This is a genomic window from Kribbella sp. C-35 (genome assembly GCF_046549195.1).
In the GTDB taxonomy this organism is placed as follows: domain Bacteria; phylum Actinomycetota; class Actinomycetes; order Propionibacteriales; family Kribbellaceae; genus Kribbella.
The window spans coordinates 877006-899742 of the sequence record NZ_JAJPWG010000002.1 but is presented as its reverse complement, the minus strand read 5'-3'; the positions used below and the strand labels follow the sequence as shown (position 1 = coordinate 899742).

24 protein-coding genes are annotated in these 22737 nt (G+C 68.9%); 15 read left to right on the top strand and 9 right to left on the bottom strand.

Annotation, left to right across the window (positions count from 1 at the left end; genetic code table 11):
* Window position 1: 1 nt before the first annotated feature.
* Together ACLJOO_RS16805 and ACLJOO_RS16800 are read right to left on the bottom strand one after the other, a co-directional pair.
* On the bottom strand, window positions 2-289 hold the full coding sequence (locus ACLJOO_RS16805; protein ID WP_410788097.1) for a YiaA/YiaB family inner membrane protein: 288 nt from the start codon (window positions 287-289) through the stop codon (window positions 2-4).
* Window positions 290-341: 52 nt separating this feature from the next.
* Window positions 342-836 carry a hypothetical protein gene (locus tag ACLJOO_RS16800; protein WP_410788096.1) on the bottom strand — a complete coding sequence of 165 codons (495 nt, stop codon included), beginning with the start codon at window positions 834-836 and terminating at the stop codon, window positions 342-344.
* A gap of 155 nt (window positions 837-991) precedes the next feature.
* Here ACLJOO_RS16800 and ACLJOO_RS16795 point away from each other — a divergent pair, with 155 nt between their 5' ends.
* The 4 genes from ACLJOO_RS16795 to trmB all read left to right on the top strand — a co-directional run bounded on the left by ACLJOO_RS16795 (window position 992) and on the right by trmB (window position 5578).
* On the top strand, window positions 992-3976 hold the full coding sequence (locus ACLJOO_RS16795) for a bifunctional [glutamine synthetase] adenylyltransferase/[glutamine synthetase]-adenylyl-L-tyrosine phosphorylase (RefSeq protein ID WP_410788095.1): 2985 nt from the start codon (window positions 992-994) through the stop codon (window positions 3974-3976).
* A gap of 144 nt (window positions 3977-4120) precedes the next feature.
* Window positions 4121-4432: an ArsR/SmtB family transcription factor gene (locus ACLJOO_RS16790; RefSeq protein WP_410788094.1), complete on the top strand. Its 312-nt coding sequence runs from the start codon at window positions 4121-4123 to the stop codon at window positions 4430-4432.
* Window positions 4429-4863, top strand: coding sequence for an SRPBCC family protein (locus ACLJOO_RS16785; RefSeq protein WP_410788093.1), 435 nt, complete (start codon window positions 4429-4431; stop codon window positions 4861-4863). The genes ACLJOO_RS16790 and ACLJOO_RS16785 overlap by 4 nt, the downstream gene beginning before the upstream one ends.
* Before the next feature lie 10 nt (window positions 4864-4873).
* Window positions 4874-5578: a tRNA (guanosine(46)-N7)-methyltransferase TrmB gene (gene trmB, locus ACLJOO_RS16780; protein ID WP_410788092.1), complete on the top strand. Its 705-nt coding sequence runs from the start codon at window positions 4874-4876 to the stop codon at window positions 5576-5578.
* Here the strand turns inward: trmB and ACLJOO_RS16775 are convergent.
* A complete protein-coding gene (locus tag ACLJOO_RS16775) occupies window positions 5556-8141 on the bottom strand; it encodes a family 78 glycoside hydrolase catalytic domain (protein ID WP_410788091.1) in 2586 nt (861 codons plus the stop codon). The genes trmB and ACLJOO_RS16775 overlap by 23 nt on opposite strands.
* Before the next feature lie 154 nt (window positions 8142-8295).
* Between ACLJOO_RS16775 and ACLJOO_RS16770 the strand changes: the two genes are divergently transcribed.
* The 6 genes from ACLJOO_RS16770 to ACLJOO_RS16745 are packed head-to-tail and all read left to right on the top strand — an operon-like array spanning window position 8296 to window position 12577.
* On the top strand, window positions 8296-8382 hold the full coding sequence (locus ACLJOO_RS16770; protein WP_410788681.1) for a putative leader peptide: 87 nt from the start codon (window positions 8296-8298) through the stop codon (window positions 8380-8382).
* Window positions 8383-8434: 52 nt separating this feature from the next.
* Window positions 8435-9343 carry a sulfite exporter TauE/SafE family protein gene (locus ACLJOO_RS16765; protein ID WP_410788090.1) on the top strand — a complete coding sequence of 303 codons (909 nt, stop codon included), beginning with the start codon at window positions 8435-8437 and terminating at the stop codon, window positions 9341-9343.
* 33 nt (window positions 9344-9376) lie between these two features.
* The gene (locus ACLJOO_RS16760) at window positions 9377-10444 is read left to right on the top strand and encodes an ABC transporter substrate-binding protein (protein WP_410788089.1); all 1068 of its coding nucleotides are present in this window, start codon (window positions 9377-9379) and stop codon (window positions 10442-10444) included.
* A 38-nt stretch (window positions 10445-10482) separates the two neighbouring features.
* Window positions 10483-11253 (top strand): ABC transporter ATP-binding protein, encoded by a 771-nt coding sequence (locus ACLJOO_RS16755; protein WP_410788088.1) that lies wholly within the window; start codon window positions 10483-10485, stop codon window positions 11251-11253.
* Window positions 11243-12115, top strand: a complete 873-nt coding sequence (locus tag ACLJOO_RS16750) for an ABC transporter permease (protein WP_410788087.1) — start codon at window positions 11243-11245, stop codon at window positions 12113-12115. Before ACLJOO_RS16755 ends, ACLJOO_RS16750 begins: the two co-directional genes overlap by 11 nt.
* Before the next feature lie 36 nt (window positions 12116-12151).
* Window positions 12152-12577 (top strand): PLD nuclease N-terminal domain-containing protein, encoded by a 426-nt coding sequence (locus ACLJOO_RS16745; RefSeq protein ID WP_410788086.1) that lies wholly within the window; start codon window positions 12152-12154, stop codon window positions 12575-12577.
* A gap of 39 nt (window positions 12578-12616) precedes the next feature.
* Here ACLJOO_RS16745 and ACLJOO_RS16740 read toward each other — a convergent pair whose 3' ends face one another.
* The 4 genes from ACLJOO_RS16740 to ACLJOO_RS16725 all read right to left on the bottom strand — a co-directional run bounded on the left by ACLJOO_RS16740 (window position 12617) and on the right by ACLJOO_RS16725 (window position 14642).
* Window positions 12617-12910 (bottom strand): WhiB family transcriptional regulator, encoded by a 294-nt coding sequence (locus ACLJOO_RS16740; protein WP_130380423.1) that lies wholly within the window; start codon window positions 12908-12910, stop codon window positions 12617-12619.
* A 228-nt stretch (window positions 12911-13138) separates the two neighbouring features.
* A complete protein-coding gene (locus ACLJOO_RS16735) occupies window positions 13139-13687 on the bottom strand; it encodes a histidine phosphatase family protein (protein ID WP_410788085.1) in 549 nt (182 codons plus the stop codon).
* A 9-nt stretch (window positions 13688-13696) separates the two neighbouring features.
* A complete protein-coding gene (locus tag ACLJOO_RS16730) occupies window positions 13697-14062 on the bottom strand; it encodes a hypothetical protein (protein ID WP_410788084.1) in 366 nt (121 codons plus the stop codon).
* Window positions 14063-14126: 64 nt separating this feature from the next.
* Window positions 14127-14642 (bottom strand): GNAT family N-acetyltransferase, encoded by a 516-nt coding sequence (locus ACLJOO_RS16725; RefSeq protein ID WP_410788083.1) that lies wholly within the window; start codon window positions 14640-14642, stop codon window positions 14127-14129.
* Window positions 14643-14847: 205 nt separating this feature from the next.
* Between ACLJOO_RS16725 and ACLJOO_RS16720 the strand changes: the two genes are divergently transcribed.
* Window positions 14848-15927: a 3-deoxy-7-phosphoheptulonate synthase gene (locus tag ACLJOO_RS16720; RefSeq protein WP_410788082.1), complete on the top strand. Its 1080-nt coding sequence runs from the start codon at window positions 14848-14850 to the stop codon at window positions 15925-15927.
* Between the two features lie 53 nt (window positions 15928-15980).
* Window positions 15981-18086, top strand: a complete 2106-nt coding sequence (locus ACLJOO_RS16715) for a phosphocholine-specific phospholipase C (RefSeq protein WP_410788081.1) — start codon at window positions 15981-15983, stop codon at window positions 18084-18086.
* Between the two features lie 21 nt (window positions 18087-18107).
* Here the strand turns inward: ACLJOO_RS16715 and ACLJOO_RS16710 are convergent, their stop codons facing one another.
* Window positions 18108-19103, bottom strand: a complete 996-nt coding sequence (locus ACLJOO_RS16710) for a LacI family DNA-binding transcriptional regulator (RefSeq protein ID WP_410788080.1) — start codon at window positions 19101-19103, stop codon at window positions 18108-18110.
* A gap of 171 nt (window positions 19104-19274) precedes the next feature.
* Here ACLJOO_RS16710 and ACLJOO_RS16705 point away from each other — a divergent pair, with 171 nt between their 5' ends.
* The 3 genes from ACLJOO_RS16705 to ACLJOO_RS16695 are packed head-to-tail and all read left to right on the top strand — an operon-like array spanning window position 19275 to window position 22232.
* Window positions 19275-20351, top strand: a complete 1077-nt coding sequence (locus ACLJOO_RS16705; protein WP_410788079.1) for a substrate-binding domain-containing protein — start codon at window positions 19275-19277, stop codon at window positions 20349-20351.
* A 40-nt stretch (window positions 20352-20391) separates the two neighbouring features.
* Window positions 20392-21423, top strand: coding sequence for an ABC transporter permease (locus ACLJOO_RS16700; RefSeq protein ID WP_410788078.1), 1032 nt, complete (start codon window positions 20392-20394; stop codon window positions 21421-21423).
* The gene (locus tag ACLJOO_RS16695) at window positions 21420-22232 is read left to right on the top strand and encodes an ATP-binding cassette domain-containing protein (protein ID WP_410788077.1); all 813 of its coding nucleotides are present in this window, start codon (window positions 21420-21422) and stop codon (window positions 22230-22232) included. The genes ACLJOO_RS16700 and ACLJOO_RS16695 overlap by 4 nt, the downstream gene beginning before the upstream one ends.
* Before the next feature lie 11 nt (window positions 22233-22243).
* On the opposite strand, the gene ybaK is transcribed toward ACLJOO_RS16695, so the two are convergent.
* Window positions 22244-22729, bottom strand: a complete 486-nt coding sequence (ybaK, locus tag ACLJOO_RS16690; protein WP_410788076.1) for a Cys-tRNA(Pro) deacylase — start codon at window positions 22727-22729, stop codon at window positions 22244-22246.
* Between the last annotated feature and the right edge of the window lie 8 nt (window positions 22730-22737).

Genomic DNA, 22737 nt, shown 5'->3' with positions numbered 1-22737 from the left:
TTCAGCCGTCGACCTTGAAGGGGTCGTGGTTGGTGAGGAGTTTGTCTAGGCGGGCTTGGTCTACTCGGGTGGTTACTGCGGAGATCTCCTGCCGGTCCCGGACCACTTTGCACAGGACGACCGTTGACGTGACGACGTACAACAGGCCGAGTGCGAGGAACGCCCGTACCCAGGGTTCGGCTGGTAGGTAGGCCAGGGCGAGGACCATCGCGGAGACCGAGATCCCGAAAGACGCGACTGCCTGGGCGTAGAAGGCTGCCGTCTGCTGTGGCTGGATTCTTTTCGTCATGCCGGAATCGTCGACTGCCCGAGCCGCCGCCACATCCGTAGAACCACTCGGTTCAGACGGCGGCGGTCTGGGGTGGGGCGTCGTCGGAGGCGTGCTTGGAGGCCCAGCGGGCGGCCGCGGTGGAGTGCCGGTACGGCGGTTCGGCGGCGACCGGGGGCATCTCGACAGCCGCTTCGTAGGTGGGGGCGGCGGCAACGACCGGGGTGCCGTCGGGGGCCAGGGCGTTGACTTCTTCGACCGTGAGGATGCCGACTGGGCGGACGCCTTCGGTGATGATCACGATGCAGCCGGGGATCACCTGCTGGGCTCGGTTTCCCTTGGCAGGAACGAGAATTCCGTCGATCGGCGTCCGCCAGGCGCCCGGCGAGAAGTGCCGCAGCGCGATCCCGGCCTGGCCGTCCTCGGGAGTGCGGGGCGGGAGGTACGCGGTCGCCGTGTAGTCGTAGTCGTAGTCCGGCTCCGGCGGCCCGGAGACTCGTCCGCCCTGCTGGGGTGTCAACCACACCACCGTGCCGCGCACGGCGAGCGACCCCGTCATCATCACCATGAACAGTCATCATGCCCGACTACTGAGCGAGTTCGCTACACGACACCGTGTATTCACCGCAATCAACCCGAGATCTTTGGGCCCGCACCAACCGTTCTGCGTGGCCGGAAACGGTTGGTGCGGGCTCAAGGTGGGGGATTGGGTAGCCTGCGGGGGTGGCTGACGGGCGGAGGGGGTCGTGGGAAGGCCGGCTGGTTCGGCTGGGGTTCGAGGACCCCCGGCGGGCGGCCGGGATACTCGAGGACCTCGACGCGCTGGACTCGCACAGTCCGCTGGCTACCGAGCAGCTGATCACGACGCTCTCGGAATCGGCTGATCCCGATCTCGCGCTGCAAAGTCTCTGCTCGATGGCCGAGGCGCTGCATCGGAACAAGCACGACCTCGCCGCGTTCGCCCGCACCCTCGAGATGGACGACGGCTTCCGTCGCCGGCTCGTGTACGTGCTCGGCGCGAGCGAGGCGCTCGGGCGGCATCTCGGCGTACATCCGCGTCACTGGTACGACCTCGCCGACCCCGCGCTCGCGGGGGCCCGGCCGTCGGTGGAGGACGTCGCCGCCAAGCTCGCGACCGCCGTCGATGCGGAGAACCCAGTCGACGCGCTGCGAGTCGAGTACCGCCGCCTGCTGCTCCGGCTCGCGGCCCGGGATCTCGCCGAAGGACTGCTCGTCGACGAGGTGGCCGCCGTACTCGCGGATCTCGCCGGGGGAGCGCTCGAGACCGCACTGCACATCGCCCGCAACCAGTACTTCGCCGCGCATCCGGCCGCCGCCGACTGCCGGCTCGCGATCATTGCCATGGGCAAGTGTGGTGGCCGGGAACTCAACTACGTCAGCGATGTCGACGTACTGTTCGTCGCCGAGCCGCTCGACGGCGAACCGGAGCTGCCGGCCCTCAAGACGGCGACCCAGCTGGCCGCGGCCGCGATGCGGATCTGCTCGGCGCACACCGGCGAGGGCACGCTCTGGCCGGTCGACGCCGCACTCCGGCCGGAAGGTAAGTCCGGTCCACTCGTCCGCACGCTCGACAGCCACCTCGCGTACTACCAGCGCTGGGCGAAGACCTGGGAGTTCCAGGCCCTCCTCAAGGCCCGCCCGGTCGCGGGCGACGCCGAGCTCGGTCGTGAGTACTCCGAGAAGATCGGTCAGCTCACGTGGTCCGCGGCGGACCGGGAAGGGTTCGTCGCCGACGTCCAGGCGATGCGCCGCCGCGTCATCGACCACATCCCGGCAGCGGACGTGGACCGCCAGCTGAAACTCGGTCCCGGTGGATTGCGCGATGTGGAGTTCGCCGTACAGCTCCTGCAGCTCGTGCACGGTCGCAGCGACGACTCGGTCCGCAGCGGTACGACGTTGGTCGCGCTGGAGGCCCTGACGAGCAGCGGGTACGTCGGCCGTACGGACGGCGCCGTACTCGCGGATGCGTACCGCTTCCTCCGGTCGATGGAGCACCGCATCCAGCTGTTCCGTCTGCGTCGTACGCATCAGGTCCCGGACGACGAGGCCGACCTGCGACGGCTCGGCCGCTCGCTCGGCTTCACGAAGAACCCGGTCACCGATCTCACCGCGGCCTGGAAGAAGCACGCGCTCGAGGTACGGCGCCTGCACGAGAAGCTGTTCTACCGCCCGCTGCTCGCGGCGGTCGCGCGGATCCCGGGCGACGAAGTACGCCTGACGCCCGAGGCGGCCAAGCAGCGGCTGACGGCCCTCGGGTACGCCGATCCGGGGTCGGCGCTGCGGCACATCGAAGCACTGTCCGAAGGGGTCTCGCGGCGTTCGTCGATCCAGAAGGCGTTGCTGCCCGCGATGCTCGGCTGGTTCGCCGAATCACCCGATCCGGACGCCGGTCTGCTCGCGTTCCGCACGATCTCCGACGCCCTCGGCTCCACGCCCTGGTACCTGCGCCAGCTGCGCGACGAGGGTGCGTCGGCCGAGCGGCTGGCGCACCTGCTGGCCAGCGGCCGGTACGCCGTCGACCTGTTGCAGCGCGCCCCGGAAGCGACCGCGATGTTCGCCGACGAGCGAGAGCTGACGCCGCGCGGCGAGGACGCCCTGCTGGCCGAGATGTCCGCCGCCGCCCGGCGGCAGGATTCGCCGGAGGCCGCGGTCGCCGCGATCCGCGCCGTACGACGCCGTGAACTCTTCCGGACCGCTGCGGCAGACCTGTCCGGCCTGCTCGACGTCGAGACCGTCGGCGACGGGCTGACCGACATCGCCGTCGGAACGCTGACGGCCGCGCTCGAAGTCGCGCGCAAGGCGGTCGCGAAGGGTGAGCCCGAGCCGACCCGGATGTCGATCGTCGCGATGGGCCGGTTCGGCGGTCACGAGCTCGGGTACGGCAGCGACGCGGACGTGATGTTCGTACACGATCCGCTCCCGGGCGCGGACGAGAAGAAGGCGACGGACTTCGCGACCCAGGCGGCGACCGAGCTGCGCCGGATGCTGTCGTTGCCCGGCGCCGACCCGGCCGTCGCGATCGACGCGGACCTGCGCCCCGAGGGCCGGCAAGGACCATTGGTACGGACGCTCGCGTCGTACGCCTCCTACTACGCGCGCTGGTCGGCCGTGTGGGAAGCGCAGGCGCTGCTCCGCGCCGACCCGTTGTGCGGCGACGCCGACCTGTGTCAGTCGTTCCGCGAGCTGATCGACCCGCTGCGCTACCCGGTGAACGGGGTGAGCGAGCGGGACGTGATGGAGATCCGCCGGATCAAGGCGCGCGTCGACGCCGAGCGGCTGCCACGCGGCGCTGACCGGAGCACGCACACCAAGCTCGGACGCGGCGGTCTCGCCGACATCGAGTGGACCGTTCAGCTCCTGCAACTCCGCGAGGCACACCGCGTTCCCAGTCTCCGTACGACGCGCACGCTCACCGCGCTCCGCGCCGGGGTGGAGGCCAACCTCGTCGACCCCGCCGAGGCCGAGACGCTGCAAGCGGCCTGGGTGCTGGCCACCCGGATCCGGAACGCGATCATGCTCGTCCGCGCCCGCCCGGGCGACTCACTCCCGCGCGATCCGCGCGACCTGGCCGCCGTAGCGCAGATCTGCGGCTACCCGCCCGGCGAGTCCGGCCGCTTCTCCGACGACTACCTCCGCACCACCCGCCGCGCCCACAACACCGTCGCCCGCCTGTTCTGGGACGACTGACCGTACCGAAGAACGGGTAGTCCTCCCGCCCGACGTCCGATCTACCCACTCCGCCCGCCCGCGCCTGCACGCCGGAGCCGACCACTACCCGTCCTTCGGTCCGCAGCATTGACAGGCAACCTTTTAGTTGCCTATGGTCGAGTCGTGGAGCTGGTGTTCAAGGCGTTGGCCGACGAGGGGCGGCGGCGGTTGCTGGACGCCCTGCGGGAGCGCAACGGGCAGAGCCTGCAGGAGCTGTGCGAGCTGCTGCCGGACCTGACCCGGCAGGGCGTGACCAAGCACCTGCGGATCCTCGAGGACGCGAACCTCGTGGTCACGGTCAAACGCGGACGCCACAAGCACCACTACCTGAACCCGGTGCCGATCAACGAGATCGCCGAGCGGTGGCTGAGCAACTACGAACGCGACAAGTTGCGTGCGCTCAGCGCGCTCAAGGCTGCTTTGGAGGAGAAATGAGCAAACCGGCCATGATTCACGTGACCTACATCGAGACCACCCCGGAGAAGCTCTGGGAAGCGCTCACCTCGGGAGCGTTCACCAAGCTGTACTGGTTCGGCCGCCGGATCGAGTCCGACTGGACGGTCGGTTCGCCGGTGCGGTTCTACGACAGCGCGGACGACAGCCTGTCCGACTCCGGCGAGGTCCTGGTGTACGACGAGCCCAAAACGCTGGCGTACACGTTCAAGAACGCAGCCCAGACGGATGACCCGGGTCGGGTGACGTTCACGATCGAGCCGGCCGGGAAGAACGTAGTGAAACTGAAGGTCGTGCACGACGAGATCGCCGAGGACACCGTCGAGGGCTGGCGGAACGGCTGGGCCCCGATCCTCGCCAACCTGAAGACCTACCTGGAGACCGCGCGAACCCTGGAGATCACCTTCTCCTAGAATTCACCTGGTGGGAGCAACAGATCAGGTCCGGCAAGTCGGTGTCTTCAGCACCGTCCGCCGCAGCGTGCGGATGACGGTGGGGCAGAAGCGCGTCTGGGAGACACGGTGGCCTGAGCTCGGTCGCACACAGGAGGATCTGCCGCCTGGCGAGCTGGATCTGGCCGAGTGGTTCGGCCGTACGGCGCCGACCGTGCTGGAGATCGGCTCCGGGATGGGGGAGGCGACCGCGCAGCTCGCCGTCGCCGCCCCCGAGGTCAACCATGTGGCCGCCGAGGTCTACCCGGCCGGTCTCGGCCAGCTGATGCTGTGGGTGGAGAAGTACGACCTCGACAACGTCCGCCTGCTGCAGGGCGACGCGGTGGACTTCCTGCGTGATCACGTCGCCTCGGGCGCGCTGGCCGGCGTACGGATCTACTTCCCGGATCCGTGGCCGAAGAAGCGGCACCACAAACGCCGACTCGTCACGGCGCCGTTCGTAGCGCTGATCGCCGACCGCCTGCAGCCGGGCGGAACGTTGCACCTGGCAACGGATTGGGCAGACTACGCCGACCGCATGCTCGAGGCGTGCGAGGCCGAGCCCTCGCTCCGTAACCAGTACGACGGCTGGGCTCCGCGCCCCGAATGGCGGCCGGTCACCAAGTTCGAGTCCCGAGCCCAGGCCGAGGGCCGCGACGTCCGCGACCTCATCTTCACGAAGCGGACCGGCTCGTAAAGGACCACTGCCCAGCACCGACGGTGTAGATGGTGTACCCGTCGGCGTACGTCGCCGAGCCCGCGAACGCCCGCGGTACGGCGTCGACATCCGCGGTCCGCGCCGACGGCACATGAACCTCGGCCGTCGTACCAACTGGCACGTGCACGTCCAGCGACAGCACCCGTCCCGTCTTCTTCCACGAGACCGCCACGCGCCCGCGGATCGTCTCGGTGCGGATGCTCGCCGAGTCCACCTCGTCGCGGGCATCCGGCCGTACGACGATCCGCTCGCTCCCGGCGTCGACGACGCGCAGCCCGGCGACGTTCTCGAAGATCCACTGCACGACGGTGCCCTGGAAGTAGTGGTTGCGCGACCGCGAGTCGTCCTCCCACTTCTCCCACATGGTGTCCGCGCCGAGGTCGAACCAGTAACCCCAGCTCGGGTAACTCCGCTGCAGCGCGACCTTCGTTGCCACGTCGCCGTACCCGTGCGCGGTCAGCACCGGCAGCAGTACGCCGACGCCCAGGCAGCCCGTGTTGAGATGGAAGCCACGCGCCTCGACATCGGCGGCCAACCCGGCCGCGACCTGCTCGACGAACTCGTCCGGCACGATCCCGAACGCCAGCGGGACCGCGTTCGACGTCTGCCGGTAGTCCGGGTCGTCGGCCGACCGGTACCGTCCTTCGGCGCGATCCAGGAACGTCCGGTTCAGCCCGTCAGCGAGTTCCTCCGCCGCCTTCCGGTACTCGTTGGGCTGTCCAATCAACTCGCCGATCTCCGCCGCGACGACGAGCGCCCGGTAGAGGTACGCCGTACCCGTCAACCGCCGGTCCTCCGGTGCAGGACCACCTCCGAACCCTGGCGGCAGCCAGTCGCCGAGCACACTCACCGACAGCCCGTCCTCGACGCGGTCCAGCTCCCACGCGAGGTAGCGCGTCAGCGAGTCCCAGTGCTCGCGGAGCAGCCGCTCGTCGCCGTACCACCGGTACATCTCGCGCAGCAGGAACGGATAGACGGTCGGCCATTCGGTCGCGGGGGAGAGGTCGGTGAAGCCCCAGCCGCTGGTCGGCACGATCACCGGGAGCTGCCCGGAGTCGGCCTGGCTGTCCCGGATGTCGCCGAGCCACTTGGTGAAGAACCGCGCCAGGCCGAAGGTCGCGAGCATCGTCGGCGCGCCGACCTGCGCGTCGCCGGTCCAGCCGTTCTTTTCGAAGTACGGCGTATCGGTCGGGATCCCATGCAGGTTGCTGAGGATCGTCCGCCGCATCGCCCGTTCGAACTGTTCGTACGGCGCCTGCGTCGAGGCGAACCGGGTCACCGACGGGACGTCCGAGTTCACCACCCGCAGTTGCAGGTCGGCGGCCGCGCCCTCGAGTTGCACGTACCGGAAGCCCTTGTACGAGAACCGCGGCTCCCAGGTCTCGACCCCGGTGCCGGCCGCGATGTACTCGTCGCGCTGGATCCGGTCGCCGTCGACGTGCACGTTCCACGCCTCCACGTTGCCATCGGCAACCGTCTCGCCGTGCGTGAGGCTGATCGTCGTCCCGGCCGGGGCAGTGGTGGACAGCCTGGTCCAGCCCGCCACGGTCCGTCCGAAGTCCACGATCCACACGCCCGGCCGGACCTCGGTGACGTCGACCGGGTCGACGGTCTCGACCACCCGGATCGGCTCGTGGGCTTGTGCGGTCAGTTTCCCCTTGGGCGCCTCGACGACCGATGCGGCGGACCAGGCGGAGTCGTCGAACCCGGCCGCATCCCAGCCGGGCAGCGCACGCCGCGCGTCGTACGTCTCGCCGGTGTACAGCGAGTCCGACAGCGTCGGCCCGCCAGTGATGCGCCACGTCTCGTCCGTGACCACCTCGTCCACGCGGCCGTCGTCGTACTCGACGACCAGCCGGACGATGAGTCGCGGATCGGCGGTCCACGGGGTGTCGTGCCAGCGCCAGACGTTGACCGAGGTCAGTCCGAAGAAGCCACGCCCGAGTTCGGCGCCGACCACGTTGTCGCCCGCCTGCAGAAGCTCGGTCACGTCGTGCGTGACATAGAGGACAGTGCGGTCGTAGGCGGTGAATCCCGGATCGAGTACGGCGTCACTCACTGCGTGCCCGTTGAGCCGCAGATCGGCGTACCCGAGACCGCTCGCGTAGAGCCGGGCGCGCGTGACTGTCCCGTCGACCGTGAACCCGCGCCGGAGGAGCGGCGCGCTCTCGGTCGCGCCTCCGATCCACTGCGCGGCACCGAACCCCTCGTCGAGCAGCCCGGTCTCGAACCAGGAAGGCTCGGCCCACTCGCCAACGCCGTCGTCAGAGAGTCGGACGGTCCAGTAGTACCGCGTGCGTGCCGCCGTCGGGCCGTCGTACTCGATCCCGAAGGTCCGCGCGGACTCGACCTTGCCCGAGTCCCACACGTCGGCGCGCTCCGGCGTCAGCAGCTCCGGCGCAGAGGCGACCAGGATCTGGTACGCCGTCTGCGTCGCGCCGTACCCGGGGGCGACGGCGACCCAGCTGAAGCGTGGCCGAGGGACGTCGACGCCGAGTGGCTGGGCGGCGTACTCGGTCTTGAGAGATCGAGGAGTCAGCACGCTGAGGACCGTAGGCAGTCGCGCGCCCGGCTTTCAACCGTCTGACCAGATCCGGCCGATGATCACCTTTGATCGGTTGTCTCGGTAAGTGATTGACAGGTCCAAATACTGAAACCTCAGCATCTTGCTCGACTTTGTCCGCTTTCATAGTCCTATGCAGCTGATCACGAACGCGCCCGGAGACGCCCTCACACGGCGCCGGCACGTCGATCTGCTGCGCGTGAACTCCTCGGGTTGTTGAACGACGGCGTACCTTCCTGCCCGTCTCCTCCCCGTTCCGTAGGAGTACATCCATGCGTCGCCTCGTCCTGATCGCGCTGCTCGGCTCGATCGCCCAGCTCGTCGACGGCACCCTCGGCATGGCGTACGGCGTCACCGCCAGCACCGCCCTGCTCATCACCGGGATCACCCCGGCCGTCGCCTCGGCCTCGGTCCACCTGGCCGAGGTCGGCACCACGCTGGCCTCCGGCCTGTCGCACTGGCGGTTCGGCAACGTCGACTGGCGCGTCGTCGCGCTGATCGGGGCGCCCGGCGCGGTCGGTGCGTTCGCCGGTGCGACGTTCCTGTCCAGCCTCTCGACCGAGTCGGCGTCCCTGTGGGTGGCCGGCCTGCTGCTCCTGCTCGGCGTCTACATCCTGGTCCGGTTCGGTACCGGGAAGGTCCGGGCGGTGATCGAGGGCCGCCCGGCCGGGAAGTTCCTCGGCCCGCTCGGTCTGGTGGCCGGCTTCATCGACGCCACCGGCGGTGGCGGCTGGGGTCCGGTCGCGAACTCCGCGCTGCTGTCCAGCGGCAAGCTGGCGCCGCGCCGGGCCGTCGGTTCGGTGAACGCCGCCGAGTTCCTGGTGTCGGTCGCCGCCAGCATCGGATTCCTGTTCGGGCTGGGCGGGAAGAACCTGCCGTTCGGCATCGTCGCCGCGCTGCTGATCGGCGGCGTGATCGCGGCCCCGCTCGCCGCCTGGCTGGTGTCGCGGCTGGCCACCCGCTGGCTTGGCGTCGGGGTCGGCCTGGTGCTGATCCTGACCAACGCCCGCACCGTGCTGAACGGCCTCGACGTCACCACCGGCCCGCGGTACGCCGTCTACGCGGCCCTCGTCCTGGGCTGGGCCGCGATCGTCACGTACGGCGTCCGCGCCGCGGCCCGCCGTACCGTCCGCGAGGCCGAACGACTGCTCGACGAATCCGAGCTCGAGCCCATTTCCTGAACTTCACGTTCCTTCAAGACAAAAGGTCTTCCTGTGAGCATCTCCGCCATCCGTCCGTTCCGCCTGCTCGCCGCCGCCCTGGCGCTGACCGTCGCTGCTGCCGGCTGCTCGCGCGCCGACGGCAACGAGTCCGCTGCCGCGTCAAGCGACAAGGGTCCCGCCACCGAGCTGCGGCTCGGCTACTTCCCGAACGTCACCCACGCCGCCGCACTGGTCGGCCTCGGCAAGGGCCTGTTCACCAAGGAACTCGGCAGCACGAAGCTGGTGCCGACCAAGTTCAACGCCGGCCCCGAGGCCGTCGGCGCGCTGCTCGGCGGCTCGCTGGACGCGTCCTTCATCGGCTCCGGCCCGGCGATCAACGCCTACGCGAAGTCGAACGGCGAGGCGGTCCGCCTGATCGCCGGCGCCACCTCGGGCGGCGCGCAGCTCGTGGTCAAGCCGACGATCACCAAGCCGGCCGACCTGGTCGGCAAGACCGTCGTCACGCCGCAGCTCGGCAACACGCAGGACGTGTCGCTGAAGAAGTGGCTCGCCGAGAACCAGCTGACCGGCAAGGTCAAGGTGACCAACCTGGAGAACGCCCAGACGCTGGACGCATTCAAGAAGGGCGACGTGGACGCGGCCTGGCTGCCCGAGCCCTGGTCGTCCCGGCTGGTCCTGGACGCGGGCGCGAAGGTGCTGCTCGACGAGGCGACGCTGTGGCCGAACGGGCAGTTCCCGACGACCGTACTGATCGTCCGGACGCAGTTCCTGAAGGAGCACCCGGCAACGGTGACGGCGCTGCTGAAGGGCCTGAACGCGGCGATCGACTTCAGCACGTCGGACGCCGCGCAGGCGAAGACCGTGGTGAACGACCAGCTCAAGGCGGCGACCGGCAAGGCGCTGAAGCCGGCGGTCATCGACCGGGCATGGCAGCACATCAAGATCACCGCGGACCCGATCGCCGCCACCTTCCCGCAGCTGGCCAAGGACCAGGTCACCGCGGGGATCGCGAAGCAGGCGCCGAACGTGGCCGGCTTCGCGGACCTGGGACCGCTGAACGAGGTCCTCACTCAGGCAGGCAAGCCGGCGGTCGACGCCGCCGGCCTGGACGCCAAGTAGCAGTCAAGTAGCAGGCCAGTAGTAGTAAGGAGAGCTCGATGACCGCCACAGTCGACGCGCCGCCCAACCAGCTCACTCCGGTGCGGTTTCACCAAGTAGGGAAGGCGTTCGGCAGCGGCCGGAAGGCTGTGGTCGCGCTGGACGGCGTCGACCTCGAGGTCGGTGCCGGCGAGTTCGTCTGCCTGCTCGGCGCCTCCGGGTGCGGCAAGACCACGCTGCTCAACCTGGTCGCCGGTCTGGACCGGCCGACGAGCGGCCGGATCGAGCTGAACTCGTCGCGCCCGGCGGTCGTCTTCCAGGAGGCCGCGCTGATGCCGTGGCTGACGGCGGCCGGGAACGTCGAGCTTCCGCTGCGAATGGCCGGCGTACCGAAGACGCAGCGGCGGGCCAAGGCCGCGGAGCTGCTGGAGCTGGTGCGGCTTGCAGGCCTCGGCGACAAGCGGCCGCACGAGTTGTCCGGCGGCATGCGGCAGCGGGTCGCCCTGGCCCGCGCGCTTGCATCAACCACGGACAGTGCGGACGCGGGCAAGCCGTCGTTGCTGTTGATGGACGAGCCGTTCTCGGCGCTCGACGCGATCACTCGCGACGTACTCCAGGGCGAGCTGCTGCGGATCTGGCGTGCGACCGGTACGGCGATCCTGTTCGTCACACACGACGTCCGCGAAGCGGTGCGGCTCGGGCAACGCGTCGTACTGCTGTCGTCGCGTCCTGGGCGCGTCGTACAGCAGTGGGATGTGGACGACGCACCTGATGCAGTTGACGAGATCAACACCGCGCTGCGCAAGGTGATCAGCAGTCATGCCGCTTGACGTCCAGGAAGGATCCGTCGAGGCCGGCCTGGACGCCCTCGACACACCCGTCAACGCGCCCGAGGGTTCGCGGGTACGGCGCATTGCCGCGCGCGTCCTGCCGCCGATCGGGGCGATCGTCGTCCTGGTGGCGATCTGGCAGGCGTTGTGGGCCGCAGCGTTCTGGCCCGAGTTCAAACTGCCCTCGCCGGCGGCCGTCTGGGGTCAGATCTGGCAGCTGGTGACGAGCGGCGACATCGTCGAGCTGTTCTGGGTGTCCGTGCACCGGGCCGTCATCGGGTTCGCGATCTCATTGTTGATCGCCGTACCGCTGGGCCTCGCGATCGCGAACATCCGCGTCGTACGGCGGGGGATCGGGCCGCTCGTGTCGGGGCTGCAGAGCCTGCCCTCGGTGGCGTGGGTGCCGGCGGCGATCCTGTGGTTCGGGCTGAACGACCGCGCGATCTACTGGGTGGTGCTGCTCGGCGCGGTGCCGTCGATCGCGAACGGGCTGGTGTCCGGTCTCGACCAGGTGCCGCCGATCCTGCCGCGGGTCGGCAAGGCGCTCGGGGCCGGCCGCTTCGGCGGGATCCGGTACATCCTGCTGCCGGCTGCGCTGCCCGGGTTCCTCGGCGGGCTCAAGCAGGGCTGGGCGTTCTCCTGGCGGTCGCTGATGGCGGCCGAGCTGATCGCGACCTCGCCGGAGCTCGGTGAGGGCCTCGGGCAGTTCCTGCACAACGGCATGTCGCTGTCGGACATCTCGATGGTGTTCGCCGGGATCGTGCTGATCTTCGTGGTCGGCGTCGGCATCGAACTGCTGGTCTTCCGGCCGCTGGAGAACTCGGTGCTGCGCGCCCGAGGACTCACCACATCCGCTCGCTGATACGGCGTGTGCCCGCAGTAGCCGTACTGTTGGAACGTGGTCCGATTTCTGCCGTTCCTGATCAGCCTGGTGCTCACTGTCTACGCGCTGTTCTCGTGCATCCAGACACCCGACGAAGACGTGCCGCATCTGCCGAAGCTGCTGTGGATCGTCCTGATCGTGTTCGTCCCGTTCGCGGGGCCGATCGTCTGGCTGCTGATGTCGCGCGCGCACCTCAACCGCCAGGAGAGCGTCGTACGGCGGGAACCGTCGAAGCCGCCCGCGCGACCGACGGCGCCGGACGACGATCCGGACTTCCTCAAGTCACTGGATCGCTACCGGGACCCGCGCACGACCGTGAAACCGCCCGAGCCCGAGGACCCGGCGGACGAGCCGAAGCAACCACCGAAGACACCGAAGAAACCGAAGGACACCAAGGGGTCCGAGGACTCCCCGTCCGAGACCGACGAAGGTAAGGCCTGAGTTTTCCACACAGGCCTTACGCGGTTCGCCGGCTGGGACCTAGGCGGACTTCCGGTGTTCGGGCAGGAGGGTGTTGTCGCGCTCGGACTCCGTGGTGCCGCCCCAGACGCCGTACGGCTCGCCGACGGCGAGGGCGTGCTGGCGGCATTCGGGCTGGACCGGGCAGGTGCCGCACAGCGACTTGGCCACCATCTCGCGGGCGCGTTTGCGAACGCCACGCTCCGATTCGGGTGAGAAGAAGAGTTCCGGGTTGACGTCCCGGCATGCGGCTTGCGACTGCCAGTCCCACAGATCCATGAGCGGGCGGGGCAGACGAGGCATCCCTCTCGACATGGCAACCTCCTATGACTCACCGTAAGCGCGGACGGGCGCTCGGTGAAAACTATGCTCATCTCAGAGCGAGTTCAACCCTTGTTGTCTCGAAGTTCGGGCCATTCGTTATCGCCGCGTGCCGTCGCGGCCCGTGATCGGGGGATTTCAGGCGGGCGGGGTGTTCACGTCATCACCTGATGTGACATGAGTCACTTTAACGGTGCAAGTTCGTCTGCACGTGCAGATGCCTCAGGCACCGATTTCGGGGTCGAATCGGTAGTGCTCGTGGGTGCCGTGGGGTGTGTTCCGTTCGCCGGTCAGGGCCCGGATCACCGTCGCGTGCGTGATCGCCAGAACCGGTCCGTCGGTGCTGGCGGTGTGCCGGGCGAGGGCGGCGCGGGCGCGTTCGCGGACGCGGGACAGTGGCTCCCAGGATCGCTGGATGCCGTCCGGCCATTCCCCGTCGTACGCCTCGAACTCGGCCTGGGCCGCGCGGACGTCGGCGGCGCTGCGCCACAGACCGGTGTGGTCCGGCAACCAGTCGCGCAGGTCGTAGTCGACCTTCACGCCGAGCGCGAGCCGGTGGCCGATGATCGCGGCGCTGTGCAGGGCCCGGGTGAACGGGGAGCTGACCAGGTACGTCGCGCGGATGCCGCCGAGCAGGTCGGCGAGTTCCTCGGCCTGTTTCATCCCGAGCGCGGTGAGTGGGGCGGAGTCGGCCGCCATCCCCGGCCAGCCGCGGGAATCGATCGGCTCGTAGTCCGGCTCACCGTGCCGGACCAGGTAGATCTGAGTCACGGGCATGTTCTACCTGAGATGTCGGGCCCCCGCCCATCCACGGGTGTGGCCGGGCGGCGGCGAGTCGGTCAGGGACGCCGGCGGCCGCACCTGGTGCAGCTCGTCGAAGAGGTTGTCGACGCCGGCCCGAGGCGCCGCCGGCCCGGTCTGTGCAGTCTGTGCGTCGATCCAGCGGATCTCGGTCGCGCCCTGGTGGCCGTGCACGGCCAGGATTGCGTCGACGTTCGGCCAGACGGCCGTCGCCGGGTTGTCGCCGCGCCAGCGCAGGGCCACCGAGCCGTCGGTGAACTCACACCCTTCCGCCACCACGCCGGTCCCGGACACGCCACTGGGATCTCGGTACCGAACCAACTCGAAGGTTCGCGGCCTCACCACCTGCTGCACTCCCCGATGTCTCGATCCGGTCTTGCAGCGATCAACGAAGCCACCCATGAGGTGGTTACTGGCGAGCAACCGGCCGACGCATGAAAACGCGCTCCGCGGGGTCGAGTCCGAAGGCTGTCTCCGCGGCCAGGATCTCGGTCAGCCCGGGCGTGAATTCCGCGGCCGGCAGCTCCGTGAACCCGAGACGCGCGTAGTACGGCGCGTTCCACGGCACGCTCCGGAACGTGCTCAACGTCAGCACCGGAAACCCTTGCTCGGCGGCCCACGTTCCGACGTACTCGATCAACCCTCGCCCGATGCCGTGCCCGTGCTGATCCGGATGCACGCTCACCTGCTCGATGTGTACGCCGCCGTCCACGAGCTTCACGAACACGAAGCCGGTCGGCTTGTCCGCGTCGTCGACCGAGACCCACAGCCGCCCGGCCTGCCGGAACTCCTCGAAGACCTCCACCGCGGGCGGCGGATGCTCCGCAACGTCCGTCATACCGATCTCGCGAAACAGCACGCCGGCGGCAAGCTCGAGCTCCTGGAGAGCGGGGAGCTCGTCTCGATGGGCGGTACGGATGTTCATGGGTGCTATTGTCGTCCTCGTGAAGCGCAGCTATTGGCGATTTTTTGAGTGGCCGGCCCTGGTGCCGGGCGACTCGGCCGATCGCTGACGCCCACCCGCACACACCAGAGCCGGCACGAAGGCAAGGACAACCGTCCTTGCCTTTTCTCGTTCCCAGCCGGCTGACTGCGTCGCACGCATACGGACCGGCGGAAAGGTCCCCAGAATGAACACCCTCCCGAAGCCGAGTGAACAGTCCCGAGTCGTCGACCGACGAATCGAGAAGGCCGTTCCCCTGGTCACCCCGCTCGCCCTGCACGACGAGTTCCCGCTCAGCGACGACGTCGCCCGAACCGTTGCCGACGGTCGCCAGGCGGTGGCCGACGTACTGAACCGCGTCGACGACCGCCTGATGGTTGTCGTCGGCCCGTGTTCGGTCCACGACGCCGACGCGGCGCTCGAGTACGCCGAACGCCTCCGGCCGGTCGCCGAGCGGCTGTCCGACGGCCTCCTTGTCGTGATGCGGGTGTACTTCGAGAAGCCGCGCTCGACCCTCGGCTGGAAGGGCCTGATCAACGACCCCGGCCTGGACGGCTCCGGCGACGTGAACCGCGGTCTGCGGATCGCCCGGCGGCTGCTCGTGCAGGTCAGCGAGCTCGGGCTCCCGGCCGGTTGCGAGTTCCTCGACCCGATCACCCCGCAGTACATCGCGGACACCGTCGGCTGGGGTGCCATCGGCGCCCGGACCGTGGAGAGCCAGGTCCACCGGCAGTTGTCGTCCGGCCTGTCGATGCCGATCGGGATGAAGAACCGTCCGGACGGTTCGATCGCCACCGCCGTCGACGCGATCAAGGCAGCCGCCGTACCGCACGTCTTCACCGGTATCGACCACGACGGCGCGCCAGCGATCCTGCACACCCGCGGCAACCCGGACTGCCATCTGGTACTCCGTGGCTCGGACAGTGGCCCGAACTACGACGCGGAGTCGGTCGCCGGCGCGGTCGACCTCCTCCGCAAGGCGGGGCTGCCGGAGCGCGTGGTCATCGACGCCAGCCACGGCAACAGCCGCAAGGACCACCGCCGGCAGCCGTTGGTGGCGCAGGAGATCGGTGCGCAGGTCGCGGCCGGCAACCAGGCGATCGTCGGCGTGATGCTGGAGTCGTTCCTGCAGGAGGGTCGCCAGGACCTCGACCCGACGCGGGAGCTGGTCTACGGCCAGTCGATCACCGACGCCTGCATGAGCTGGGAGACGACCGAGCAGACGCTCCAAGAGCTGCGGGATGCAGCAATCGCTCGACGCGGATAGCTGTTCATCTCGAGGTCTCGCTTCGGCTACGGGCCACCCATAAGGTCCGGACCATGACTGAGATCTCCCGGCGCCTGGTGCTCGGTTCGGTGGCGGGTGGGGCAGCGGTCTCGCTGCTCCCACCGTCACTGCACACCGCGATGGCGCAACCAGTGAGGCGTGGTGGTCTGCGCGCGATCGAGCACGTGATCGTGCTGATGCAGGAGAACCGCTCGTTCGACCACTACTACGGAGCGCTGCGCGGAATCCGCGGGTACGGCGACCGTCAGCCGCTGCGGCTGCGCAACGGCAAGAGCATCTTCCACCAGCCGAAGACGGGCGGCGGCGAGGTGCTGCCCTTCTCGCTCCGGAAGGCCGCCGCCGACGCGGGCCGCAACCCGGACGACATCCAGTACCTCGGCGCGCTGGCCCACGGCTACAGCGACGCCACGCAGGCCTGGGCAGGCGGCTGGAACGACGACTGGGTGCAGGCCAAGACAGCCGCCACGATGACCCACTATGACCGCCGCGACATCCCGCTGCAGTACGAGCTCGCCGAGACGTTCACGATCTGCGACGCGTACCACTGCTCGGTCAACGGTTCGACCAACCCGAACCGCAACTACCTGTGGTCCGGCACGACCGGCTACGAGCCCGGTACGACGAAGCGCGCGGTGACGAACGCGGCGTACGACTACAACCACGCCGGCTACGACTGGACGGCGTACCCGGAACGGCTGGAGCAGGCCGGTGTCTCCTGGCAGATCTACCAGGAGTGGGACAACTTCACCGACAACGCGGTCGAGTACTTCAAGACCTTCAAGGAGATCGGGCACAAGATCCTCGAGAACGTGCCGGGCGGGTACCGGACGACCGAGGAGTTCTACGACAAGCTGTTCGCGAAGACCGAGGCCGAGCGAGCCATCGCGTTGCAGCAGCTGTCCCTGGCCGTCGAGAAGCTCCCGGCCGCGGACCAGAAGCTGTTCCGCAAGGCGATGTACCGGTCCGAGCCGGAGTCGCTGGTGCCGCGGCTGCGCGCCGACATCAAGGCCGGCACGCTGCCGAAGGTGAGCTGGCTGGTGCCGTCCGCGGTCGATTCCGAGCACCCCGGTTCGTCGACACCGGTCGGCAGCGCGAACCTGATCTACGACGTGCTCGACGCGATCGCGTCCGACCCGGAAACCTGGTCGAAGACCGTCCTGATGATCAACTTCGACGAGAACGACGGGTACTTCGACCACGTCCCGCCGCCGGTCGCGCCGCAGCCTCCCTCGGGTGAGGGCGACGACTGGTATGCCGGGAAGCCGATCGGTCTCGGCCCGCGAGTCCCGATGACCGTGGTGTCACCGTGGACGGTCGGCGGTCACGTGAACTCGCAGGTCTTCGACCACACCTCGGTACTGCGGTTCCTCGAACGCTGGACCGGTGTCCGCGAGCCGAACATCAGCTCCTGGCGCCGGACGGTCTGCGGTGACCTGACCTCGACGTTCGACTTCGACCGCAGCTACCGGCAGCCGTCCGTCGACAAGCCCGGCCCGGTCCCGGCGCCCATCAACCGCTGGCACCCGGCGCCGCCGACCGATCAGGCGGTGCCGGCGCAGGAGCCCGGTCGGCGTCCCGCCCGCGCACTCCCTTACGGACCGGCGGTTTCGGGATCGGTGGCCGACGGCAAGCTGATGCTTGCCCTCAGCAACCACGGCGCGCAGTCGGCGCACTTCGCCGTCTATCCGTACGGCGGCGAACTCCCGGCGCCGGCGCACTTCGACGTCCACCACACGCACGCGGACAAGACGCCGGGCGACAACCCGACCGTGGTCGCGATCCCCGTCGACGGTCCGTTCGAACTCGCGGTGCAGGGCCCGAACCGGTTCTGGGCGGAGATCGCCGGTTCGTCCTCGGGCCCCGCGGCGGGCCTCGACGTACGCATCGAGAACCGCGCCGGCGCCCTCCAGTTGCACCTGGTCAACGCCTCGAGGAAACCCCTGACCGTGAAGCTGAAGGCTCGCGGCTACGGCAGCAAGACCACGACGATCGAGCTCCGCGGCAAGCAGTCCCGCCCGCTCTTCTGGCCGACCGACAGCGGCTGGTACGACGTGGAGGTCACGACTCCCGACGACCCGACGTACCGCCGCCGTCTCTCCGGCCACCTGGAAACGGGCAAGCCCGGCATCACCGGCTGACGCACACGGCATCCAGGTAAGTCATCGAGGAGGGATCTCGCCGCTCCCGCGCTGAACCAGCGCGGGCTCGAGGACGATGTGACGAGGTGGGCCGCCGGCGCCGTTCAGCCGGTCCAGCAAGATCCGGCCCACCTCGGCACCGATGCGCTGGACGTCCTGCCGGACGACCGTGAGGGCGGGCTCGACCAGGTCGGCCAACGGAAAGTCGTCGAAGCCGACCACGGCGATCTCGTGCGCCGCCCCGGCGGCCCGCAGGGCGCGAACCGTGCCCACCGTGATGATGTTGCGCCCGGCCAGGACGGCGGTCGGAGGGTCCGGAAGTTCGAGCAGGGCGGTCACGGTGGCGGCCGCCTCCCGATCGCTGCGGATGCCGTGGACAAGGAGTTCGGGGGCGAGCTCGAGGCCCGCCTCCGCCAGCGCCGCGCGGTATCCGGCCCGGCGCTCGACGGCTGTCTCGATCTCCTCGAGGTCACTGAGCATGGCGATCCGCCGGTGACCGCCGGACAGCAGATGGTTCGTGGCCACCTTCGCGCCGCCGAGGTTGTCGATGGTGACGGAGTCACAGTCGAGGCCGTGCGGCCGGCGGTCGACGAAGACGATCGGCAGGCCGGCCCGGCGCTCGCTGACCAGGTACTCATGGCGATGGGTGGCCGGCATCAGGACCAGGCCGTCCGCCCGGCGGGCGACGAGATCGGAGACGATGTCGCGTTCCCGCTCCGGTTCCTCGTCGAGACTTGCCGCCAGTACTGACAGTCCGGCCTGCCGGAGGACATCCTCGAGCGCCCGCAGCAGGCCGGCGGAGAAACTGTTTCCGACGTCCTGGAGCAACGCGCCGACGATGCCGGACCGGGCGTCCTTGCGGCGCAAGGTGCTGGCGCCGAGATTGTGCCGGTAGTCGAGCCGTTCGGCGGCGTTCAGCACCCGCTGCCGTACGGCGGTCGACGCGCCAGGCTCTCCGTTGACGACTCTCGACACCGTCTTCACGCTGACACCGGCCAGCAGAGCGACGTCCTTCATGGTGGCCCGAGCCGGTCTCGGACCCTCCGAATCAGGTTGCGTCATCGTTGTCGTCATGAGATGCAGTATTTCCGATTGAGGCCTTGACTACAAGCATGGCCAGCGGTTGTCTTGCCCTACGTCAACGTTGACGTAAGAACAAAGTTCGCCGCTTGGAGAGGGATCCTGGACATGCACCTGAACTCACGTACGGCGCGCCTCGGTGTCGCCGTGGCCGCGACCGCGAGCCTGCTCGCGCTGGCGGCCTGTGGCTCCGACGACCAGTCGGCTTCCTCGACCGACAAGATCGGCGTATCGCTCATCACCAAGGACTCGACGAACCCGTTCTTCGTCGCCATGCAGAAGGGCGCCAAGGAAGAGGCCGCCAAGAACAACGTGGACCTGACCGTGGCCTCCGGCAAGGCCGACGGCGACGAACAGGGCCAGGTTCAGGCGATCGAGAACGCCATCGCCCAGGGGCAGAAGGGCATCCTGATCACGCCGAACGGCCCCGGCGTCAACTCCGCGATCAAGAAGGCGCGCGACGCCGGACTGTACGTGATCGCGCTGGACACCCCGCCGGACCCCGCCGACACCGTCGACATCACCTTCGCCACCGACAACTTCGAGGCCGGCAAGCTGATCGGCCAGTGGACGAACAAGCAGCTGGCCGGCAAGCCGGCCACGATCGCGCTGCTCGACCTGTTCAACGACAAGGTCGTGTCGGTCGACTACAACCGCGACCAGGGCTTCCTCACCGGGATGGGCATCGACGTCAAGGACAAGAAGAAGAACGGTGACGAGGAGAAGTCCGGACAGTACGCCGGCGGTTCCTACTCGATCGTCTGCAACGAGCCCACCCAAGGCGCCGAGGACGGCGGCCGGTCGGCGATGGAGAACTGCCTGACCAAGAACTCCAACATCAACGTCGTCTACACGATCAACGAGCCCGCGGCGATCGGCGCGTACAACGCTCTGAAGGCGGCCGGCAAGACCAGCGGCGTCCTGATCGTCTCGGTCGACGGCGGTTGCGCCGGCGTGAAGTCGGTCAAGGACGGCGTGATCGGCGCGACGTCGCAGCAGTACCCGCTGAAGATGGCCTCGCTCGGTGTCGAGTCGATCGCCAAGATCGCCCGCGGCGGCGAGAAGCCGAAGACCAGCGACGGCCTCGACTTCTTCAACACCGGTGTCGCGCTGGTCACCGACAAGGGCGTGGACGGCGTTACCAGCATCGACACGACGAAGGGAAGCTCGTTGTGCTGGGGCTGACCACTGAATCGCCTGAATCGCCTGGTCGGAGGGTGACGCGATGACCGTCCAAAGTACGACGCCGGGCGCCGCCGCGCAGGAACTCGCGCGTCGGGAACACACGCTCAGCCAGCGGGTGCAGCATCTTCTGCACCAGCGGCCGGCGCTCAGCCCGGCCCTCATTCTGCTGCTCACGGTGGTCTGTTTCACCGCGGTCAACAGCAGGTTCTCCAATCCGGCTGCGCTCTCACTGCTGGTCCAGCAGACCGCCGTGGTGGCCGCGCTCGCGGTGGGGCAGACGCTGATCATCCTGACCGCGGGCATCGATCTGTCGGTCGGGGCCATCACGATCTTGTCGACGATGGTGATGGCGACGCTGGCGGCCGAGAACGGCTGGCCGGCCTGGCTGGCCCTTGCCACCGGCATCGTTCTCGGCCTGGCCGCCGGTGCGCTGAACGGGGTCCTGGTGACCCGGATCGGCCTGCCACCGTTCATCGTGACGCTGGGCACCCTCAGCATCTTCACGGCGATCGCCCTGCTCTACTCCAGCGGTCAGAGCATCCAGAACAACCGGCTGCCGGCGCTGCTCAACTGGACCGGGGACGGGTTCAAGATCGGCCAGTTCACGATCACGACCGGCGTCGTGATCGTCGTCGCCCTGTATCTCGTGGTGGGCTACGCACTCAGCCAGACCGCGTGGGGCAGACATGTGTACGCCGTCGGCGACGATCCGGAGGCGGCCCGCCTCAGCGGTGTCCGCTCGAGCCGGGTCTTGCTCAGCGTGTACGCCGTTGCGGGCCTGATCTACGGCATCGCCGGGTGGACGCTGATCGGCCGGGCCGGCGCGGCCAGCCCGAACGCGATCGTCGACGCCAACCTCGACAGCATCACGGCCGTCGTGATCGGCGGGACCAGTCTGTTCGGCGGCCGCGGCGGCTTGCTGGGAACGTTGCTCGGCGCTCTGATCGTGCAGGCCTTCACCGTCGGCCTGTCGCTGGCCGGCGTCGACGCGCAGTACCGGCTGCTGGCGGTGGGGATCCTGGTGATCGTCGCGGTCTCGGTCGACCAGTGGATCAGAAGGGTGCGCTCATGACGGCAACGGCAAGTCGCGCACAGGACACGCAGTTGCGCGCGCCCGTCCTGTCGGGGCGTGGTCTGGTGAAGACGTTCGGCCGGGTCATCGGCCTGGACGGCGTCGACCTCGACCTGTACCCCGGTGAAGTCCTCGCGGTCATCGGCGACAACGGCGCGGGAAAGTCCACGCTGATCAAATGCCTGACGGGCGCACTGGTCCCGGATGCCGGCCACCTCCTGCTGGAGGAGCGGCCGGTGATGTTCCGGCGGCCGCAGGATGCGCGTGCGGCAGGCATCGAGACCGTCTACCAGACGCTGGCGGTCGCACCGGCGCTCGACATCGCCAGCAACCTGTACCTGGGACGGGAGGAGCGACGGCGAGGGGTTCTCGGCTCGGTCTTCCGGATGCTCGACCACCGCGGCATGCGCGACCGGGCTGCGACCGCGGTGCGTGATCTCGGCATCCAGACGATCCAGAACATGCAACAACCGGTGGAAACCTTGTCGGGTGGCCAGCGGCAGGCGGTCGCGGTGGCCCGGGCAGCCGCCTTCGGCAGCAAGGTCGTCGTGCTCGACGAGCCGACGGCAGCGCTCGGTGTGAAGGAATCCAACCAGGTGCTCGAGATGATCAAAGGCCTGCGGGAACGGGGGCTTCCGGTCATCCTGATCAGCCACAACATGCCGCACGTCTGGGAGGTCGCGGACCGCATCCACATCCAGCGACTCGGCAGATGCGCCGGGGTCATCACGCCGGACTCGCACACCATGAGCGAGGGGGTGGCGATCATGACCGGCGCGACCAATCTGGACGCCGATCCCACAGAATGATCGGCGTGTAGTCAGCGAGCGATGGCCGCCGTACGGGCCTTGGTCACGGTGATCAGGTCCGCGGGGGACAGGCCGATGTCGAGACCGCGCCGGCCGCCCGACACGTAGACGGTCGGGTGGTCGGCGGCGGTGCTGTCGACGACCGTGGGCAGGGCGCGCTTCTGGCCGATCGGGCTGATGCCGCCGACGACGTACCCGGTGGTGCGCTCGGCGGCGGCCGGGTCGGCCATCACCGCCTTCTTCCCGCCGGCCGCGGCTGCGATCGCCTTCAGGTCGAGCTGCTTGTCGACCGGTACGACGCCGACCGTGAGTTTCCCGTCGACCTCGACGAGCAGCGTCTTGAACACCTGCTCAGGCGCCAGCCCGAGCGCCGCGGCAGCCTCCAGCCCGAACGACTTCGCCGCCGGGTCGTGCTCGTACGCATGCGTCGTGAACTCGACCTTCGCCTTCGCCAACGCAACGGTCGCGGGTGTGCCCTGACTCTGCTTCTTCGCCACGGGGCGAG

Bases quoted from the DNA above. Each gene is read 5' to 3' on its own strand.
- ACLJOO_RS16805 (WP_410788097.1), bottom strand. From the start codon at position 289: ATGACGAAAAGAATCCAGCCACAGCAGACGGCAGCCTTCTACGCCCAG.
- ACLJOO_RS16800 (WP_410788096.1), bottom strand. From the start codon at position 836: ATGGTGATGATGACGGGGTCGCTCGCCGTGCGCGGCACGGTGGTGTGG.
- ACLJOO_RS16785 (WP_410788093.1), top strand. From the start codon at position 4,429: ATGAGCAAACCGGCCATGATTCACGTGACCTACATCGAGACCACCCCG.
- ACLJOO_RS16770 (WP_410788681.1), top strand. From the start codon at position 8,296: ATGCAGCTGATCACGAACGCGCCCGGAGACGCCCTCACACGGCGCCGG.
- ACLJOO_RS16765 (WP_410788090.1), top strand. From the start codon at position 8,435: ATGCGTCGCCTCGTCCTGATCGCGCTGCTCGGCTCGATCGCCCAGCTC.
- ACLJOO_RS16755 (WP_410788088.1), top strand. From the start codon at position 10,483: ATGACCGCCACAGTCGACGCGCCGCCCAACCAGCTCACTCCGGTGCGG.
- ACLJOO_RS16750 (WP_410788087.1), top strand. From the start codon at position 11,243: ATGCCGCTTGACGTCCAGGAAGGATCCGTCGAGGCCGGCCTGGACGCC.
- ACLJOO_RS16740 (WP_130380423.1), bottom strand. From the start codon at position 12,910: ATGTCGAGAGGGATGCCTCGTCTGCCCCGCCCGCTCATGGATCTGTGG.
- ACLJOO_RS16725 (WP_410788083.1), bottom strand. From the start codon at position 14,642: ATGAACATCCGTACCGCCCATCGAGACGAGCTCCCCGCTCTCCAGGAG.
- ACLJOO_RS16720 (WP_410788082.1), top strand. From the start codon at position 14,848: ATGAACACCCTCCCGAAGCCGAGTGAACAGTCCCGAGTCGTCGACCGA.
- ACLJOO_RS16715 (WP_410788081.1), top strand. From the start codon at position 15,981: ATGACTGAGATCTCCCGGCGCCTGGTGCTCGGTTCGGTGGCGGGTGGG.
- ACLJOO_RS16710 (WP_410788080.1), bottom strand. From the start codon at position 19,103: ATGAAGGACGTCGCTCTGCTGGCCGGTGTCAGCGTGAAGACGGTGTCG.
- ACLJOO_RS16705 (WP_410788079.1), top strand. From the start codon at position 19,275: ATGCACCTGAACTCACGTACGGCGCGCCTCGGTGTCGCCGTGGCCGCG.
- ACLJOO_RS16700 (WP_410788078.1), top strand. From the start codon at position 20,392: ATGACCGTCCAAAGTACGACGCCGGGCGCCGCCGCGCAGGAACTCGCG.
- ACLJOO_RS16695 (WP_410788077.1), top strand. From the start codon at position 21,420: ATGACGGCAACGGCAAGTCGCGCACAGGACACGCAGTTGCGCGCGCCC.